Annotated in this window: 14 protein-coding genes; 6 read left to right on the top strand and 8 right to left on the bottom strand. The window is 42.0% G+C overall.

The window, feature by feature from the left end; genetic code table 11:
• The first annotated feature begins 3 nt into the window (after positions 1–3).
• Both ACWIWK_RS07890 and ACWIWK_RS07885 read left to right on the top strand, forming a co-directional pair.
• Positions 4–1,986 carry a fumarate reductase flavoprotein subunit gene (locus ACWIWK_RS07890; protein ID WP_454152252.1) on the top strand — a complete coding sequence of 661 codons (1,983 nt, stop codon included), beginning with the start codon at positions 4–6 and terminating at the stop codon, positions 1,984–1,986.
• Complete coding sequence (locus ACWIWK_RS07885) at positions 1,986–2,726, top strand: fumarate reductase iron-sulfur subunit (RefSeq protein WP_454152251.1); 741 nt, start codon at positions 1,986–1,988, stop codon at positions 2,724–2,726. Before ACWIWK_RS07890 ends, ACWIWK_RS07885 begins: the two co-directional genes overlap by 1 nt.
• 66 nt (positions 2,727–2,792) lie before the next feature.
• Here the strand turns inward: ACWIWK_RS07885 and ACWIWK_RS07880 are convergent, their stop codons facing one another.
• The 5 genes from ACWIWK_RS07880 to ACWIWK_RS07860 form a co-directional block, all read right to left on the bottom strand.
• Positions 2,793–3,194 carry a DoxX family protein gene (locus tag ACWIWK_RS07880; protein ID WP_454152250.1) on the bottom strand — a complete coding sequence of 134 codons (402 nt, stop codon included), beginning with the start codon at positions 3,192–3,194 and terminating at the stop codon, positions 2,793–2,795.
• Between the two features lie 122 nt (positions 3,195–3,316).
• A complete protein-coding gene (locus tag ACWIWK_RS07875) occupies positions 3,317–4,141 on the bottom strand; it encodes an outer membrane beta-barrel protein (RefSeq protein WP_454152249.1) in 825 nt (274 codons plus the stop codon).
• A gap of 277 nt (positions 4,142–4,418) precedes the next feature.
• A complete protein-coding gene (locus tag ACWIWK_RS07870; RefSeq protein ID WP_454152305.1) occupies positions 4,419–5,099 on the bottom strand; it encodes a TerC family protein in 681 nt (226 codons plus the stop codon).
• A 38-nt stretch (positions 5,100–5,137) separates the two neighbouring features.
• Complete coding sequence (corA, locus tag ACWIWK_RS07865) at positions 5,138–6,064, bottom strand: magnesium/cobalt transporter CorA (RefSeq protein WP_454152304.1); 927 nt, start codon at positions 6,062–6,064, stop codon at positions 5,138–5,140.
• A 172-nt stretch (positions 6,065–6,236) separates the two neighbouring features.
• Positions 6,237–7,328, bottom strand: a complete 1,092-nt coding sequence (locus tag ACWIWK_RS07860; RefSeq protein WP_454152248.1) for an Mrp/NBP35 family ATP-binding protein — start codon at positions 7,326–7,328, stop codon at positions 6,237–6,239.
• A gap of 180 nt (positions 7,329–7,508) precedes the next feature.
• On the opposite strand from ACWIWK_RS07860, the gene ACWIWK_RS07855 reads away from it, so the two are divergent.
• The 3 genes from ACWIWK_RS07855 to ACWIWK_RS07845 all read left to right on the top strand — a co-directional run bounded on the left by ACWIWK_RS07855 (position 7,509) and on the right by ACWIWK_RS07845 (position 11,201).
• The gene (locus ACWIWK_RS07855; RefSeq protein WP_454152247.1) at positions 7,509–9,452 is read left to right on the top strand and encodes an ArnT family glycosyltransferase; all 1,944 of its coding nucleotides are present in this window, start codon (positions 7,509–7,511) and stop codon (positions 9,450–9,452) included.
• Positions 9,453–9,514: 62 nt separating this feature from the next.
• On the top strand, positions 9,515–10,492 hold the full coding sequence (gene lpxD / locus ACWIWK_RS07850; RefSeq protein WP_454152246.1) for a UDP-3-O-(3-hydroxymyristoyl)glucosamine N-acyltransferase: 978 nt from the start codon (positions 9,515–9,517) through the stop codon (positions 10,490–10,492).
• Positions 10,493–10,814: 322 nt separating this feature from the next.
• Positions 10,815–11,201, top strand: a complete 387-nt coding sequence (locus ACWIWK_RS07845; protein WP_454152245.1) for a group III truncated hemoglobin — start codon at positions 10,815–10,817, stop codon at positions 11,199–11,201.
• A 98-nt stretch (positions 11,202–11,299) separates the two neighbouring features.
• Here ACWIWK_RS07845 and ACWIWK_RS07840 read toward each other — a convergent pair whose 3' ends face one another.
• Both ACWIWK_RS07840 and ACWIWK_RS07835 read right to left on the bottom strand, forming a co-directional pair.
• On the bottom strand, positions 11,300–12,190 hold the full coding sequence (locus ACWIWK_RS07840) for a phosphate/phosphite/phosphonate ABC transporter substrate-binding protein (RefSeq protein WP_454152244.1): 891 nt from the start codon (positions 12,188–12,190) through the stop codon (positions 11,300–11,302).
• Between the two features lie 21 nt (positions 12,191–12,211).
• Entirely contained in the window at positions 12,212–13,336 is a 1,125-nt protein-coding gene (locus ACWIWK_RS07835; RefSeq protein WP_454152243.1) for an acyl-CoA dehydrogenase family protein, read from the bottom strand.
• Between the two features lie 189 nt (positions 13,337–13,525).
• On the opposite strand from ACWIWK_RS07835, the gene hypF reads away from it, so the two are divergent.
• Positions 13,526–15,922, top strand: coding sequence for a carbamoyltransferase HypF (hypF, locus tag ACWIWK_RS07830; RefSeq protein WP_454152242.1), 2,397 nt, complete (start codon positions 13,526–13,528; stop codon positions 15,920–15,922).
• A 52-nt stretch (positions 15,923–15,974) separates the two neighbouring features.
• Here hypF and gyrA read toward each other — a convergent pair whose 3' ends face one another.
• Positions 15,975–18,455, bottom strand: coding sequence for a DNA gyrase subunit A (gene gyrA / locus ACWIWK_RS07825; RefSeq protein WP_454152241.1), 2,481 nt, complete (start codon positions 18,453–18,455; stop codon positions 15,975–15,977).
• Positions 18,456–18,519: the final 64 nt, after the last annotated feature.

The raw sequence follows: 18,519 nt of genomic DNA, 5'->3' as shown, positions 1-18,519 counted from the left end.
TAAATGAAAATTACATATTGTGATGCGTTAGTCATCGGTGGAGGATTGGCTGGTCTTAGGGCTTCTATTGCGACACAGCAAAAGGGCTTAAGCACGACCGTGCTCTCTTTAGTGCCTGTGAAGCGAAGCCACTCAGCTGCAGCACAGGGTGGAATGCAAGCAAGTCTAGGCAATTCAAAGATGAGTGATGGCGATAATGAAGATTTGCACTTCGCTGATACCGTGAAAGGAAGTGATTGGGGGTGCGACCAAAATGTGGCGAGAATGTTCGTAACAACCGCACCAAAAGCGATTAGAGAGCTTGCTGCTTGGGGTGTGCCTTGGACGAGAATCCAAAAGGGCGATAGGACAGCGGTTATCAATGCGCAAAAAACAACTATCACCGAAGAGGACTTTAGGCACGGCTATATCCATTCGCGCGACTTTGGTGGGACAAAGAAATGGCGCACTTGCTATACAGCTGATGCGACAGGACACACAATGCTTTATGCTGTGGCAAATGAGGCATACAAGCACGGCGTGGATATTCAAGATAGAAAAGAGGCTATCGCGCTAATCCATAAAGACGGACAATGTTATGGTGCGGTTGTGCGTGATTTGGTAACGGGCGAATTAAGCGCGTATGTAGCCAAAGGCACACTTATCGCCACAGGTGGTTATGGTAGATTGTATAAAAACACTACAAATGCTGTGATTTGTGAGGGTATAGGACTAGCGATAGCAATGGAAACAGGTGTAGCAAAACTTAGCAATATGGAAGCAGTGCAGTTCCACCCAACTCCACTTTTCCCAAGCGGAATCTTATTGACAGAAGGTTGTCGCGGTGATGGTGGGATTTTGCGTGATGTTGATGGCTATCGCTTTATGCCAGATTACGAGCCAGAAAAAAAGGAACTTGCAAGCCGAGATGTGGTCTCGCGCAGAATGATTCAGCGAATCCGCGAGGGCAAAGGCGTGAAATCTCCTTACGGAGAGCATTTGTGGCTTGATATTTCTATTTTGGGGAGAGAGCATATCGAGCGAAACTTGCGTGATGTGCAAGATATTTGTAAGATATTTGCAGGAATTGACCCAGCTGATGAGGGTAAAAAAGGCTGGGCTCCTGTAAAACCAATGCAACACTACTCAATGGGTGGTATCCGCACCAACTATCAGGGACAAAGCTACTTAAAAGGACTTTTTGCCGCTGGTGAGGCAGCGTGCTGGGATATGCACGGGTTTAACCGACTTGGCGGAAACTCTGTGAGCGAAGCAGTGGTCTCTGGTATGATTATTGGTGATTACTTCGCGCAATATTGCGAAAAAGCACAAATTGACATTCCTACAAACCTTGCAGAAAAGTTTGTAAATGACCAACATAACTATCTCTCAAGCCTACTTAATAACGCGGGCAACGAAGATGTCTATGTGATTAAAAATGCGATGAAAGAAGTTATGGAAGAAGATGTGGGAATCTTCCGTGATGGCAAGGGGTTAGAAGACGCTGTGAAGCGATTAGAAGAGCTCTATAAACGAAGTAAAAATATCCAAGTCAAAAACAAAAAACTCCACGATAATCCAGAGCTAGAAGATGCCTATCGCGTGCCAAAAATGCTAAAACTCGCACTTTGCGTAGCAAAAGGCGCGCTTGATAGGACAGAATCTCGTGGCGCACATACACGAGAGGATTATCCAAAGCGTGATGACTTAAATTGGCTTAAGCGCACACTCACAAGCTGGGAAGACCCAAATCAAACAATGCCAACCGTAACTTATGAAGACCTTGATATTTCTAAAATGGAAATAGCTCCGGGATTCCGTGGATATGGTGCTAAGGGAATGATTATTGAGAATCCAAAAAGTGCGATTCGACAAAGCGAGATAGAGAAAATCACTGCCGAAGTGCAAGCTAGAGGTGGCGATAGATATGAGCTTCAACAAGCCCTAATGCCCTTTGAACTCCAAGAGAAATTCAAAGGTAGAAATCAACGATTAGGAGATAAGTAATGAGCACACAACAAAAAGGAAGAACACTTACCATAAGAGCGTTAAAGTTTGACCCTCAAAGCGCGGTTTCTAAGCCACATTTTAGGGAATACAAGATAGAGGAAACAGATTCTATGACGATTTTTATCGTGCTAAATATGATACGCGAGAATCAAGACCCAGATTTGAGCTTTGACTTTGTGTGTCGTGCTGGAATCTGTGGGAGTTGCTCGATGATGATTAACGGGCGTCCGCGTCTGGCTTGTCGCACACTGACAAAAGATTTGCCAAGCGTGATTACACTTATGCCATTGCCTGCGTTTAAACTCATTAAAGACTTGAGTGTCAATACAGGTGATTGGTTTGCAGGTATGACAAAGCGCGTGGAGAGCTGGATTCACACACAGCATACACCTGATATTTCTAAACTCGAAGCTCCTATCGAGCCACAAGTCGCTGATGAAGTCTTTGAGCTTGATAGATGTATCGAGTGCGGGTGCTGTATCGCAAGCTGTGCCACAAAGGTAATGAGAGATGACTTTTTAGGCGCAGCTGGTATGAATCGCGTGGCTCGTTTTATGATTGACCCACACGATGAGCGCACTGATGAGGATTATTACGAACTCGTTGGGAATGACGATGGTGTGTTTGGCTGTATGAGCCTTATCGCTTGCCACGATGTCTGCCCTAAAGAGCTTCCATTGCAAAGCAAAATCGCCTACTTGCGTCGCAAAATGGTAGCAGTTGGCAAAAAAGACTAAATCTTTAACCAAATGAGAATCTAGCGCAGTTGTCGCTAGATTCTTTTTCTATTCTCCCAATAGATTCTAAAATCTCTTATATAACCCAAATTTGCCACTTCCTAAAAATACGATAGCAAGCGCACCAAACAAATACAATCCCTGCAATTCGACAATCCACCCGCCGTGCTGATTAAGCGCGAAAATCTCCCCACCCGTTACCACGAGCGCGGCGACTATCATCGTCCCAATTATCATTAGTGCGTTCAATCGCACACACACACCAAGTATAAGCAAAATCGGCGCAAGCACCTCTCCTACATACACGCCATACGCTATAAAGCTAGGAAGTCCTATGCCTTGCATCGCTCCCTCTATGCCACCTATGCCATTTTCAATCTTATTTATCCCGTGTAAGAACATCAACCCTCCCACACTCAAACGCAATATAAGCCTGCCTACATCGCCACTATTTGCATAAAACAACATACAAACTCCTTAATAATGATTTTTAGCGAAATATTGTATAAAAAATTTAATAATATATGACGGAAGAAAAAGAGGAGATTCTGCATTCACTCCTTAATAAGCAAATACAGAATCTAAGAATACTAGAATCCAAAAGTATAGCGCACAAAGGCATTATAGCTTTGGCGAGTATCGACTTTATGGATAATTTGCGCTGCATTCTGATAAGGTGATTGATAATCAAATATTGTCGTATTAAACATAGGTATCATCGCACCAACCTCAATACTATGATATTTTAAGATATTTGTCCTCACCCCTACATTCCAATTTAGCGCGAGACCAAAGCGTCTATCCTCTGCTTTTTGTTGAGGCACATTACTATTGGTTTTAAGAATTTCGTGGAATTGATACATTGAATCAATCCTATCACTTTTCCAATATTGGAATCCTATGCCAAGCCCACCAAATACACCAAGGTTAAAGTTCTCTCCCGCGATAACATTAAAGAGTGCTTCAGCATTGGCTGTAAGGTTGAATTGATACACAGCTGTCGTGCCACCTTGAAGCACAAATGGTGCTTGTGGCATTTGTGTAGAGGGTACTCCAAAACTTGTTCTCTTGCCTTGAAAGGTAAATTGGTTGTAATAAAAGCTCCCATACGCTCTAAATCCAAAAAATGGAGTAAAGAAATGCTTATATCCACCTACCACACCATAGCCCGGACCTGTGTTAGTCGAAGTGAAATCAGCTTGATACATCGCTGCGCCTGGAACAGCATCAGTAACATTCTCGTGATACACCAAATCCCCATACATAAGCTGTGCACCGACAAACACACCGCTCTCTTCTGCCTTAACCTGTGTGCTAGCAAGCACAATCGCACACACAAATCCTAGAAGAAGCCTATAATAAAGACCCCCCCCCCTAATCTTAGATAACATTGCGTTATCAAATGCCTTAACCATACAATACCTCCGAAAAATGAAATTAAGCGTTTGCTATTCAAGCACCACTGTCTTTTGAATCTTAAACCTTAAGCAAACTTGAAGCCAAATGATACAAAAAAAAAAAAAAAAAAACGCTTTAAGCTAAATCGACATAATACAAAAATTTTTAATCTTTTTCAAGGAAAAAAGTTAGATTTTAATAAATTTTCGCACTAAGTGATTGAAGTGCAATAAAAACAAAAATAATTCCAAAATGAAAGTTTTTCTTGCATTTTTACTAGAATTTAAAGAAATTTTAAGCATTTGGTCTTTTTCTTAGCCAAATATTAAGCATTTCCACGCCTAAAGAAAATGCAATGGCAAAATATAAATATCCCTTTGGGATATGGAAATGCGCCCCATCAGCCACTAACGCCACACCAATTAAAATAAGAAAGCTAAGGGCGAGAATCTTAATAGAGGGATTTGCCTCGATAAACTCACTAATACCCTTAGAAGCAAACATCATCACAGCAATGGCGATGACTATGGCTAATATCATCACAACGAGATTTTCCGCCATACCAACCGCCGTAATCACAGAATCTAGCGAAAATACAATGTCTAAAAGCGCGATTTGCACTAAAACTAAACCAAATACCGCGCTTACTTTTGTGGGCTTTTTATCTTCCTCGCCCTGCACCATTTGGTGTATTTCACTCGTGGCTTTATAAATCAAAAACACCCCACCAAAAAAAAGCACCAAATCTCTCCCGCTAAGCGCAAAATCACCAATAGTGATAAAAGGCTTGCTTAAATGTGCGAGAACAAAGACAAAGCAAAGCAATGCAATGCGCGTAATGCACGCCAAGCTAAGCCCCAAGATTCTCGCTCTTTGGTGTAAATGTGCGGGCAAACGCGACACCAAAATGGCTAAAAAAATGATATTATCAATCCCCAGCACAATTTCCATAATGCTTAAGGTCGCTAATGCCATCCACGCGCTTGGGTCAAAAATCCATACAAATAAATCTGCTATAACCAACCCTTTTTCTTAAAATACACGATTGGGAAAATGGTAGAAAGCACCATAATAATAAGCACCACAGGATAGGCATATTCCCACTCTAATTCTGGCATATTTGTAAAATTCATACCATAAATCGTGCCGATAAGTGTAGGAGGCATCATCGCCACCGTTACTACCGTAAATAGCTTAATAGTCTTATTTTGCTCGATGTTGATTTGGTTTGTAAGAATAGTTTGAATATTATCAAGCGCGTTCATATTTGCCGTAGTAAAATCCACCAGCGAATTTAAGTCTTTTAGCACAATAGAGAGCGTTTTTTTGACATCAGGGTCTGGCTTATTGCTTTTTAAAATCGCTGTAATAGCGCGCCGTTTATCAAACAAAGAATCCCGCACACTCATATTAAGCTCTTGAAGATTTGAAATCCCACCAAGCGTGCCATTATAATCTGTAACTTCCTCACTGCTAAGCACACTTTTACGCAACACGCGCGTATCTTTCGCTGCAGATTCTAGCAAGTCGGCGTCTTTCTCCACTCGCGCTTCAAACATTTTAGCCAGCAAATCAAAACCATCTTCAAAAATTTTAGGGCTTGCAAGCACCACTTGCTGTAACTCATCAAACACACGAAATTCATTATAGCGAATGGTAAAAAGTGTTTGTTTATGTAAAATAAAGGTAACCGTCTCATTGACTAGCCCTCCTTCATTATCACGCACTAAAAAGTAAGTGTTAGACACGATACTTCGGCTATCTTCCCAATAACGCGCAGATTCCTCGATTTCCTCTCGCTCTTCTTTAGTAGGAATATCGAGGTTATACGCATTGGCGATGTAGTTTATCTCCGCACTTGTGGGCTTTAATAAGTCAATCCATAATATCTGCTTGCTTAAGCGCAAATCTGGCGTAACCTCAACATTCTCCTTGCTCACAAACCCATCTTTTTTAAAAAATACATTCACTTCACACCTCCACTTCGCAACAATCTCCACTTACTGCATTAACTTCAATGCAATTATAGAATCTAAATAAGCCAAACGCGCCTTATTTGAGTAAAATTCCACGACAAAAATTATTTTTTTCACATTTATTGCTTTGAGATTCTCATACAGGTTGTATTTGTTTGTTATCAGCTAGGTTATTATCTGCCACATTTTGTAAAAATGTGATAACAAACTCGCTAGCTTTCATATAGCTTTGCGCACTTTTGCTTGTAGGCTCAAAAAACACGATGGGTTTGCCACTATCGCCACCTTCACGCACCTTTGGTTCTAATGGAATCTGCGCTATGGTGTGCGTATTATACTTGCTCGCGAGCTCTTGCGTGCCACCTTTGCCAAAAATATCATACTCTTCCCCACAATTTGGACAAATAAATCCACTCATATTTTCGATGATTCCAGCGATTGGGATATGCAGAGATTCAAACATATTTAAACTTCGCGCACTATCATCAAGGCTTACTTTTTGTGGTGTGCTTACGACTACTCCCGCACTCACAGGCACACTTTGAGCGAGCGTGAGTTGCGCATCGCCTGTGCCCGGTGGCATATCAATGACTAATATATCTAACTCACTCCACAGCACATCAGTAAGCATTTGCTCAATCGCCCTCATCACCATAGGACCACGCCAAATAAGACTCTGCCCCTCCTCATAAAGCACACCGATACTCATCATCTCGATTCCATACGCTTTAAGCGGAATGAGCTTTTTGAGTTCATCATTTACCATTGCCTTATTGGCGTTAAGACCGAGCATTCGCGGGATATTTGGACCATAAATGTCCGCATCAAGCAATCCCACCTTTTTTCCCGCTTGAGCGAGTGCTATGGCAAGATTCACACTTGTGGTAGATTTCCCCACACCGCCTTTACCTGAGCTAATCATCACAAAATGCTTAATATGCGGTGCGAGATTCTTCGTTTTGGGAGTTGGTTTTTCTTGTTTGGGAATCTCTGGGGTAGAAATGTTTATGCGCGGGTTTTGTATGCCAATTTTTTTTAATGCCATTTGCACATCGCCACCGACCTTTGCCACAATTTCATTAGAACTTGAGGGAATGCTTAAGTGAATCTCTGGTGGATTTGCTCCATCATTTATCTCTTTGACAAAGCCAAAACTCACAATGTCTTTTTGGAAATTTGGGTAAATAACACCACTTAATGCTTTAAGTATTTGTTCTTTTGTCTGCATAATCAATCCTTATTGTGTATGAAGTTGTTGTGTAAAGTGTTTTAATAAAGAAAAGTAAATAAGATTCTTTTTAGGGGCAATTTTTATGCGTTTATTTTGTCAAAAATCCTCTAGTTATAAAACTTCGTATAAAATTGTATAAATTTTGCAAGGAATTAAAATGCCAAATAAGGAATTAAAATGCCAAATACAATAAAGCCCACTATGCCAACATCGAACGCAAAAACCACAAATTTGCTATTTTACGCGCTTTTGGCGTTGTTTGTCTTTATTGTGCTTATTCGTCTTGTTAGCCTCGCGCTATATCCGCTTATGGACCCCACAGAGGCGCGATATGCCGAAATGGCTCGCAAAATGCTTGAGTTGAGCGATTTTGTGGTGCTACACTACACTTATGAGTCGCCCTTTTGGGGCAAGCCTCCGCTTAGCTTTTGGGGGAGTGCGCTAGGAATGAGCCTGTTTGGAGTCAATGAATTTGGTGCGAGAATCGCGCCTTTTGTCGCGGGATTGCTCGTATGTGCGCTGTTTTTTGCGTGGCGTTATGATATGCGCGATTTTGCCCCCTTACAAAGCCCTAAAGAAACGCAAAATCTTTTGCAATCTCACAAAAAATGGCAACTGCAAAATCTCACACGCTCCCGATACACGCTTGCTTTAGCGAGTAGTATTATTATGCTTAGCACGGCTCTTGGGCTTGTCGCGTGTGGGGCTGTGATGACTGATGAGTTTTTGCTCTTCTGCGTGGGGCTGTGTATGGTGGGGTTTTGGAATTGCGTGGCAAGCCCGAATTTACACATACAAGATTCAGAATTTAAAGCCAAAAATGACACAAATACGGGCGATAAAGCAAGCAAAAGCGCGAGCCAAAGCACGCAAAAAGCACGATTTTGGGGATATGTGTTTTTTGTGGGGATTGGGCTAGGATTGCTTGCAAAAGGACCGCTTATTTTTGTGCTTTCACTCGTGCCGATTGTGGGATTTGCCGTGCTTATGTGGCTTTTTCATCGCATTTGTCAATCTCGCCAAATAACCCAAAATCTCACCCAAAATCCACAAAACACACCCGCACAAACCACCACAAACGCAAGCCAAAATCTCACACTGCGTTACAGCAATTTGCCCCTTGTGAGCGGGACTCTCCTCGCCCTGCTTATCGCGCTTCCGTGGTATATTTTGTGCGAATTGCGTAGCGAGGGATTTTTGGAGTATTTTATCATCGGCGAACATTTTAAGCGATTTTTAGAAAGTGGCTGGGAGGGGGATTTGTATGGGAGTGCGCATTCACGCACGCTTGGGAGCATTTGGATATTTTTCCTCGTGGCGTTTTTGCCCTGGAGCATTATTTTTGTAGGATTTTTCGCCCGCCACATCGCCACGCTCTTTGCGCATTTTACAATCTCCGCAAAAATCCCTTTTATGAAAGCCTCTTTTTTCAATGCCACACGGGATTTGGCGGGGCAAATCGCGCAAAATCTCCTCACGCATAATGCAAAAACTCTCTACCTCACACTTTGGATTCTCACCCCACTTGCCTTTTTCACCCTCTCGCGCAATGTGCTTTGGACTTATGTCCTGCCCTGCGTAATCCCATTTAGCATATTGCTCGCGCAGTGGATTTTCTCTACGCACACAAAGGCGTTTGCGACATACATTTGGATTTTGCCTTTGGTGCTTGTGGGTAGCTTTGGTGGCTTTGTGCCTACGCAAAGCGCACAAAACCTGCTCTCTCCCTATCATCACAAAGATATTTTTACGCGCTTTAGCGGGGACTCTCGCCTTGCTTTTATCGGGTTTGCTCCGTCTTATTCTGCGGAGTTTTATACCCACGCTAAAAATGACGCGCTTAGGGCTAAAAATCCCTCCATAACGCCATTGCGAGAGGAAATCTACACGCGCAAAGAGTTGCAAGAATGCGTGGCATTCAATAGCGAAACAACCCACAATCAAGGGCTTAAGGGTTGTGCTTTACGCGAGATTTTGGGCACAAATGAGCGCGTAAGTATCGCCATAAAAACGAGTGATTTTGCTACCTTTGGCGAGTTTTTCGCGCTTTATGCTCTCGCATTTAGCCCAATCGTAGAATCTAAAGGCATAACCCTTTTGCAGAATTTCCCCACAGATTAAAAAACTTCATATAAAAATAATATGCTACAATGCAAACTACAAACCATTCCTAAGGAGACACTATGCGCCTAAGTGAAGCAATAGCATTTTTACAATCAAAAAATATACAAATTAAACATTTGCAAACAGCGCAGGACTTTGAGCTTAGCGCAATCGCTCCACTTGATGAAGCGACACCATCGCAACTTAGCTATATCGACCAAGATAAATATGCTAAAGACTTGCAAGACTCCAAAGCTGGTGCTGTGCTCGTGCGTGAGAATCTCACAAATCAAGTGCCACAAAATATCCAAGTGCTTGAAGTTGCAAATCCACATTTAGCTTTTGCCTACCTCTCACATTTGTTTAAAAAACCAGAATTTAGCGACCCAAACACCAACTACGCAATAGAGCACACAAACGCTCAAATTGCTCCAAACGCATTCATTGGAAAAGATGTAAGCATTGGAAAAGGAAGTGTGATTATGCCAAATGTCGCAATTAGCGATAATGTCAAAATTGGTGAAAACTGCATTATATATCCCAATGTGGTAATTTACCGCGATAGTATTATTGGTAACAATGTCATTTTACACGCGGGGAGCGTCATTGGAAGTGATGGCTTTGGCTATGCACATACAAATCTTGGCGAGCATATCAAAATCGAGCACAACGGGTGTGTAGAAATACAAGATAATGTCGAAATTGGCGCGAACAACACTATTGATAGAGCAGTGTTTGGTAAAACGCTTATCAAACAAGGCGCAAAAATCGATAACCTCGTGCAAATCGGGCATAACTGCGTAATCGGCGAGCATAGCCTGCTGGTCTCACAAGTGGGCTTGGCAGGGAGCACCACCACAGGACGCAATGTCGTAATGGGTGGGCAAGCTGGCACAGGAGGGCATATCCATATCGGCGATTTTGTCCAAATCGCAGGGAGAGGCGCAGTTGGCAAAAATCTCCCGCCAAACACCAAATGGGGCGGACACCCGCTAATGGAACTCGATGCGTGGATGAAGTTTTATGTCAAATTGCGTAAAATAGTCAAAGATTCTTAAAAATCCTGTTTATGATATTTAAAGAATTTAAAAGGAGGTAAGATAGAGAGGTAGCCTAGTCTTTCTTTAAGGAGGATTGCTTACTAGGCTACTTAAATAAAAAGTTGCGATAGCGTTTTTTCTAGGTTGGAGTTGGAGGGGACCCTGCGAGAAACGCTAAAGTAAGTTGTATTCAAAGCCTATCTACTCGCTATTGGTAAGCTTTGGTTGAAATTGTAAAAAACAAACCTAAACAAAAAGTAAATCACAAAATTTCTTTAAGGTTTTAATATTTATTTAAATATATATAATAGAGTTCTGTATTTTAAATAAAGGAGACATAATGAACAAACACGATACTATCACGCATCAAAGCATAAAAGAGCTTATGGATATTTTTTATGATAAAGTGCGCAACGATGAGAATCTAGGACCAATTTTTAAAGCACAGCTTGGCAATGAAGATTCTCGTTGGGAGACACATAAAGAGCATATTGGAAAATTTTGGAAACAAATGCTCTTAGGAGAAATGGGCTTTGAAGGACAGCCAATGAAAAAGCACTTGGAATTGCCACCTTTCCCACGCGAGAGATTTGGCGATTGGCTTAGTCTTTTTGAAACCTCTCTAAATAAAGTGCATACCAAAGAAGTAGCCCAAGAGATTCTCTTTAAAGCCCGCGCTATCGCACAAAAATTTCAACAAATGCTCTATGAAGTGCCTCACCACTAAAGCATTTTAAGAAACAAGCATTATATTATATAGAACCCACAAAAACTCTCGTTATAGAATCTCGATTCTATAACGATTTATCAACTACCTATGAGAGCCTATTTATTCTCAAGTAAATTTTGCTCTTTCATTGCGGTATAAATCTCATCATATCCGCTCAACGCCTCTTTATCCACTCTGCGCCATTCATTCAAGCCCTCCATTGCCATCATTTTAGCGATTACAGGGTCGCTTTTGCGTGCATTTTGACTTAGGAGCATTTGTGAAAATGCCTCGCCAAGTGCGCTATCATATTTTGGCAACACGCTAAAATTACAATGACAATACCCCGGCGAGCTCCAAAAGCTCTCAATCTCTGGGTATGTGCCCTCTTGGAGGATTCTCACCCAAGTGCTCGAACCAATGCTCCCTGCATCTAGTGAGCCATTTTTGATTGACTCTAATACATCAAACTCACTTCTCCCCGTATCGCCGTGCTTACCCATATCACTATTATGGCGCACTATGCCTAATCCTGTGGCTTTTATTTCATCGCTCTTTCCTCGCCCACACTCATCAGGAGAGTTAAACTCTGTAATTTGTGGAGCAGTCCTTGCCTTTTGCAGATAATATAACGCCATAATTGCAGCCTGCGCGCTATCTCTACTGCCTAAGCCAAATCTTTTGCCCCTTAAGTCCTCTAAAGACTTTATCCCGCTATCTTTGCGTGCTACAAACTTCGTAGTAAAACCAATATCTGTATCACGCATAATAAGAGCTTTTGCTTTATCTTGTGTGGCGTGCAGTGTGCGTATCCACGCGACATTAGTATTCCACGCTATATCGATATGTCCCTTAAGGAGAGAATCTACCTGTCTTTCATAATTACTAAAAAGCACATAATCCAAGCGGAATCCAAAATCCCTAGCATTAGCATAATCACGGATAATATCCCAAATAGGCACAACCTTTGGGTCATAAGCGACCGCCCCTAATAAAATCGTTTTCATTCATTCTCCTTTAAAATACAATCATTTCACCAACGCATCGCCTAGCCAAATTTTAAGCACATCAAGGCTTGGTGCCATTACTTGCGAAGCGAGACAATCACGCATATATCGCTCTAATGGCAGTCGTTTGGCATACGCATTTCCACCGCCTAATCTCATTGCAAGAGAGCAAACCTCCATAACATTATTAGTTGCGTTAATCCTACTTGCAAAGATTTTAGCCGCACAATCAGCCTCCCCTGCCTTAAAGCTTCTAGCCGCTTCATACACAAGCGCGAGAGAACTTTGCACCTTAGTATAAATTTCAGCTAAATGCACCTTAACCATTTCAATGTCTGATAATGCTTGTCCGCTCGTGTATTTGCGACTTTTTGTATAATCAAGCACACATTGATATGCCGCACTTGCTAGCCCTGTATAAACTGCCGCAAGCCCACTTACAAAATACGCAAGCTCCAATGGAGCTTGTTCCTCAAACTTCCCTTCCTCCCCAATGAGAAAACTCTCATTTACTTGCACGCCATTATATTTCACAGGCATTGATGAGTTTCCACGCATTCCTAAGCCGTCCCACGCAGATTCTTCGTGTATGATATTTGGCAGTGTCCTATCCACGAGCCAATTATTTTGCGCACCTTGCACTTTGCACGAATTTGTGTTAGTGAGATAATAATCCGCATTCAAAGCCGAAGTAACGAAACTCTTTCGCCCTGTGAGGATTCTATTGTTGCCATCGATTTTTTCTGTAATATCTGGCGCATTAAAATGCGTGCCCGAACCACTTTCACTATATGCCAAAGCGAGAGCAATTTCGCCTTTTGCGATTTTTGGCAAAAATTCCTTTTTCATACTATCATTTGCAAATCCCACTAAACACGCACTAGCAGTATTGTGCATCATATAGCATAGCCCTGTGGTGGCGTCTTTTTGTGCGAGCTCATAGCACACTTGTGTGTGCTCTATGATACTTCCGCCCACACCACCAAACTCTTTAGGCACTAAAAGCCCCATAAAGCCCTCTTTTTTAAGCGTATTATACGCCTCTTTTGGGAATCTCCCCTCTTTATCCACGCTTTGTGTAATTGGCGCGACCACTTCTTGTGCGATTTGTTGTGCCTTTGATTGCACATTTGATAATTCTAGCATTGTTGTTCCTTAAATATAATTTTGTAATTCAATCACACGGATTGCTCAACAGACATAACAAAAGCTAAAAAATATTTGAAGTCTTAAGAATACTTGTCTGCGCCCTATCCTAGAGCCTGACTTCCGTAAGTATATCAAATTTTTACATTTTTTATGCAAAAATCTTTTTATAAGGATTATAATTGTGCAATGAAAGCGCAAAATTATCATCTTATTGTGAGTGGAGTTGTGCAAGGCGTTGGGTTTCGTCCATTTGTGTATAATCTCGCCACGCGCTTAAAACTCAAAGGCACAATCCAAAACCACGCCCATTGCGTAATAATCACGCTTTACCATCTCTCTTTAAGCACGCTAAAGCACTTTATAGCACTTTTAAAAAGTAACGCACCCAAAAATGCCAAAATCACTACAATCACTTATAAAAGTTTTGTAGATTCTCACTTGGCAAAGGACTTTCGCATTATTCACACAAATAACACAAACACGCACACACAAAATCTTTCATTGCAAATCCCAAAAGATTATGCAATATGCCAAGAATGCTTAGAAGACTTCTATAATCCCACACGATTTCACTCGTATGCTTTCACCGCTTGCACGCAGTGTGGAGCACGATATAGTATGCTCTACTCCTTGCCTTATGAGCGGATAAACACCACTATGCGCGACTTTATGATGTGTGAGAAATGTCAAAAAGATTATGAAAATCCTACTAGCAGACGCTTTCACGCTCAACCAATCTCGTGCAACCATTGCGCCATAGAATTTTCCTTTAATGGAGTAAAGACAAATGCAATGCAAGCGTGTATAAACGCACTTACAAACAACAAAATTGTAGCAATCAAAGGCATTGGTGGCTTTGCACTCGTTACCAAAGCAAACAACACGCAAAATATAGCGCAATTACGAGCGAGAAAAAATCGCCCACACAAGCCATTTGCCATTGTGTGCAAAGACTTAACCCAAGTGCGCCAAATCGCCAAATGTACCAAAAAAGAGGAGCAAATCCTGCAAAGCAAACAATCTCCTATCGTGCTTTTAACTAAAAAGAAACGATTAGATTCTCACGCTCCTCTAAGCCAAGAATGCTTAGATTTAATCGCGCCAAATATCGACACCATAGGAATCCTCCTTCCATTTAGTGGCATTTTACACTTGCTTTTTGGTTTCCTTGATAGTCCGCTTATTTTCACAAGTGCTAACGCCAATGGCTCGCCAATCGCTACAAACACACAAGAACTCCAGCAGTTTTGCAGTGTGTTTGATTGTGTGCTTACTTACAATCGTGCCATTGTTAATGGTATTGATGATTCTGTGGTGCGCTTGATTGATAGAAATGTGAGAATCTTGCGCTCTGCTCGTGGTTATGCGCCACTCACACTAAAGAGCGTATGTAAGCCCAAAGCACCTCAGGCACAGATTCTCGCGCTAGGAGCGAATCAAAAAGCGAGTTTTTCTCTTAGTGATGGCACGCATACACTCACTTCGCCTTATATCGGGGATTTAAACAATCTTAATACACTTGCTCGCTACCAAGACACACTTGCCAATATCCTTGCGCTCTATCGCTTTACCCCACGAATCTTTGTGTGCGATATGCATCCACAATATGCGACAAACGCGTTGGTTAAAGAGTTTGCAAGTAAGGCAAAAAACACACTAGATTCTACAATCGCCACAAACTCACACAACCTCCAAATCACACAATGTGAATTTGTCAAAAAGCAGGACAATCACTTTGCAATCCAACACCATTACGCGCATTTTTGCGCTATTTTGGGAGAGAATGACAAATATGACAAAAAACAATATTTAGGCATTGTTTGGGACGGGACGGGATTTGGGGTAGATTCTCATATTTGGGGTGGCGAAGCCTTTGTGGGTAATCTCCACAGCGCAAGGCGTGTAGCGAGCTTGCAAGAATTTAGATTGCTGGGTGGGGAGAGCGCGATTAAAGATATTCGCCGTTTAAGCCTAGCACTCATTTTAGCATTCGCCCCAACGCATAGAGACATAATTATCCCGCATTTTAACACACAAGAACTCACGCTCTTAGAGCAAATGTATGAGAAAAACTTAAACTCCATTGCCACAAGCTCGGTTGGCAGGCTTTTTAGTGCGGTAGCACACATTCTTGGCATTGCGGAGAGTGAGAGTTACGAGGGACAATGCGGAGCAATGTTAGAATCTTTTTATGACAAAAATGAAGTGCGATTCTATCCGCCACGCTTTGTAGATGATTTGCGCATTGATTTAGCACCACTCATAAGCGGAATCTGTGCGGACAAAAAATCTCATCTCAAAACTACAAACATTGTAAGCAAATTTTTTAACTCACTCGCGCAAATTGCCCTACTCATCGCACAAAAACACAAATCTCACACAGATACAAATGAAGTATTCTTTAGCGGTGGGGTGTTTGCCAATAAAGTCTTGTGCGAGCGAATCGCTAAGATTTACAAACAAAATGGCTTTAGGGCAATATTTGCTACAAAATATCCAAGTGGCGATGAGTGCATTAGCTTAGGGCAGGCACTCGCGATAATCGCACGAATACAGCAACGCACAAAAATAAGGCAGATTTAAAAAAACTTCATTGCCAAGTTTTTAAGGCTTAGGAGAAATAAGCGGGTTTGGGCTACACTAACCCATCTCCCTCCTCGTCATATTCCTCATCATCTTGCTTTTCTTTAGGGCATTTGTTGGCATAGGCGACTTTATCATTGCCGACATTTACGATTTTCACCCCGCTTGTGTTGCGTCCCGCTTCGCGTATAGCTTCAGTATCTACGCGTATCATTTTGCCCGAGCTTGTGAGCACCATTAAGTCCATATCCTCATCATTGAGACTTATCACGCTTACGAGATTTCCTGTTTTTGGTGTGAGCTTCATTACGATTACACCCTTGCCCGCACGCGATTGCAAGCGATATTCGCCAGCCGTAGTTTGCTTGCCAATGCCACGCTCACTCACGGTTAGGAGTTTATCTGTGTCGTTATCAATGGTGGTCGCACCCACAACAAAATCTTTATTAACTTTAAACTTTAAGCCCGTTACGCCACGCGCCACGCGCCCAATCTCACGCACATCATCAACGCTGAAGCGGATACACATTCCTTGATAAGTAGCGATAAAGAGTTGTTTAACATTGGCGTTAATGATATGTGCGGTTACGAGCTCATCGTCCTCATCTAAGTTTATAGCACGGATTCCCACACTTCGCACATTGCCATATTCGCTTAAATTTGTGCGCTTGACAAGTCCATTTTTGGTGAAAAAGACAAGCGATTTATCGGTGTTAAAATCACTTGTAGTGATTGTCGCCATAATTTTTTCATTTGCTTGGAGATTGATGAGATTTACCACCGCCTTACCAATGGCTGTCCTGCCCGCTTCGGGAATCTTATAAACTTTCAACCAATAAAGTTGCCCGCGATTGGTTACAAAAAGTATGGTGTCGTGTGCGTTAGCGATAAAAAACGATTCGATAAAGTCATCATCGTGGGTGTTACCACTAATCTTGCCTTTACCGCCACGATTTTGCTTTTCATAAGTTTTTAGCGGGACACGCTTGACATAGCCTCTATGACTCATCGTAACGACCACTTTTTCATTAGGGATTAAATCCTCTATATCGATAGCATCATAGTCATCTTCAATTTGGGTTTTACGCGGAGAGCTAAACTTCTCTTTAATCTCTAAAAGTTCTTGTTTGATGATTTCTTTGAGCTTTTCCTCACTTCTAAGGATAGATTCTAAACGCGCGATTTCAGCAAGAAGCTCGGCATATTCTTTCTCAATTTTATCGCGCTCTAAGCCTGTAAGGCGTTGGAGGCGCATTTCAAGGATTGCTTTAGCTTGGAGCTCTGTGAGTTTAAACTTTTTCACAAGAGCATTTTTTGCTTCCTCGCCATCGGCACTTGCACGGATAAGCGCGATAATTTCATCGATATTATCAAGCGCGATTTTTAAGCCCTCTAAAATGTGTGCTCTAGCTTTTGCCTTCTCTAATTCAAAGATACTTCGGCGGATTATCACGCTTTTGCGGTGGGTTATAAAAATATGTAACAACTCTAAAAGTGTGAAAATTTTAGGCTCTTTGTTGTTAATTGCTAGCAAAATAATGCCAAAAGTGCTCTCCATTGTGGTTGATTTAAACAAATGATTAAGCACAATTTCGCTCATCGCCTCTCTTTTAAGCTCAATTACCACGCGGATTCCCTCTCTATCAGATTCATCGCGCACTTCACTAATGCCCTCGATAATTTTCTCTTTGGCAAGCTCGCTAATTTGTTCAACTAGCTTTGCTTTATTGACTTGGTAGGGGACTTCATCAATGACAATAACTTCTTTAGTCTTGGTATGCTCAATATGTGTTTTCGCGCGCACTTTCACACGCCCACGCCCTGTGCGGTAGGCTTCTGTGATTCCTTGCTTGCCATAGATTATCCCGCCTGTTGGGAAATCTGGTCCCTGCACAATGTTGAGAATCTCATCAACTTCCGCATTAGGAGTATTAAGCAAATAAATCAACGCATCAATGATTTCATCTAATCTATGTGGTGGGATTGAAGTCGCCATACCAACGGCAATACCGCTTGAACCATTTAAAAGCAAATTTGGCAAGCGTGTAGGAAGCACTGCTGGCTCGGTGAGCGTATCATCATAGTTGCTTACAAACTCCACAGTTTCTTTTTCAATGTCGCGGAGCATTTCCTCGCTTGCTTGCGTCATTCTCGCTTCTGTATAACGCATAGCTGCCGCACCATCGCCATCGATTGAGCCAAAGTTCCCCTGCCCATCGACAAGCTCCAAGCGCATTGAGAAATCTTGCGCCATTCGCACGAGTGCATCATACACGGCTATATCGCCGTGTGGGTGATACTTACCAATCACATCGCCCACAATTCTCGCGCTTTTTTTATAAGGCTTACGCGAAGTTACGCCAAGCTCGTGCATAGCATAGAGAATCCTACGATGCACGGGCTTTAGCCCATCTTTTGCATCAGGGAGCGCACGCCCTACAATCACACTCATCGAGTAATCTAAGTAACTCTCTTTAATGCTATCATCAATTTGAATATCTGCGATATTTCCATTCTCTAGCAGGTTTTCCATTTGTCTCTCCGTTGTTTAGGATTAGAATCTAACACAATATATCGTGCAATTATAGTAAAAAAGA

Source organism: Helicobacter sp. 23-1048, assembly GCF_053654545.1.
Note: the sequence above shows the minus strand (reverse complement) of the source record. Positions and strands in the feature narration are given on the sequence as shown.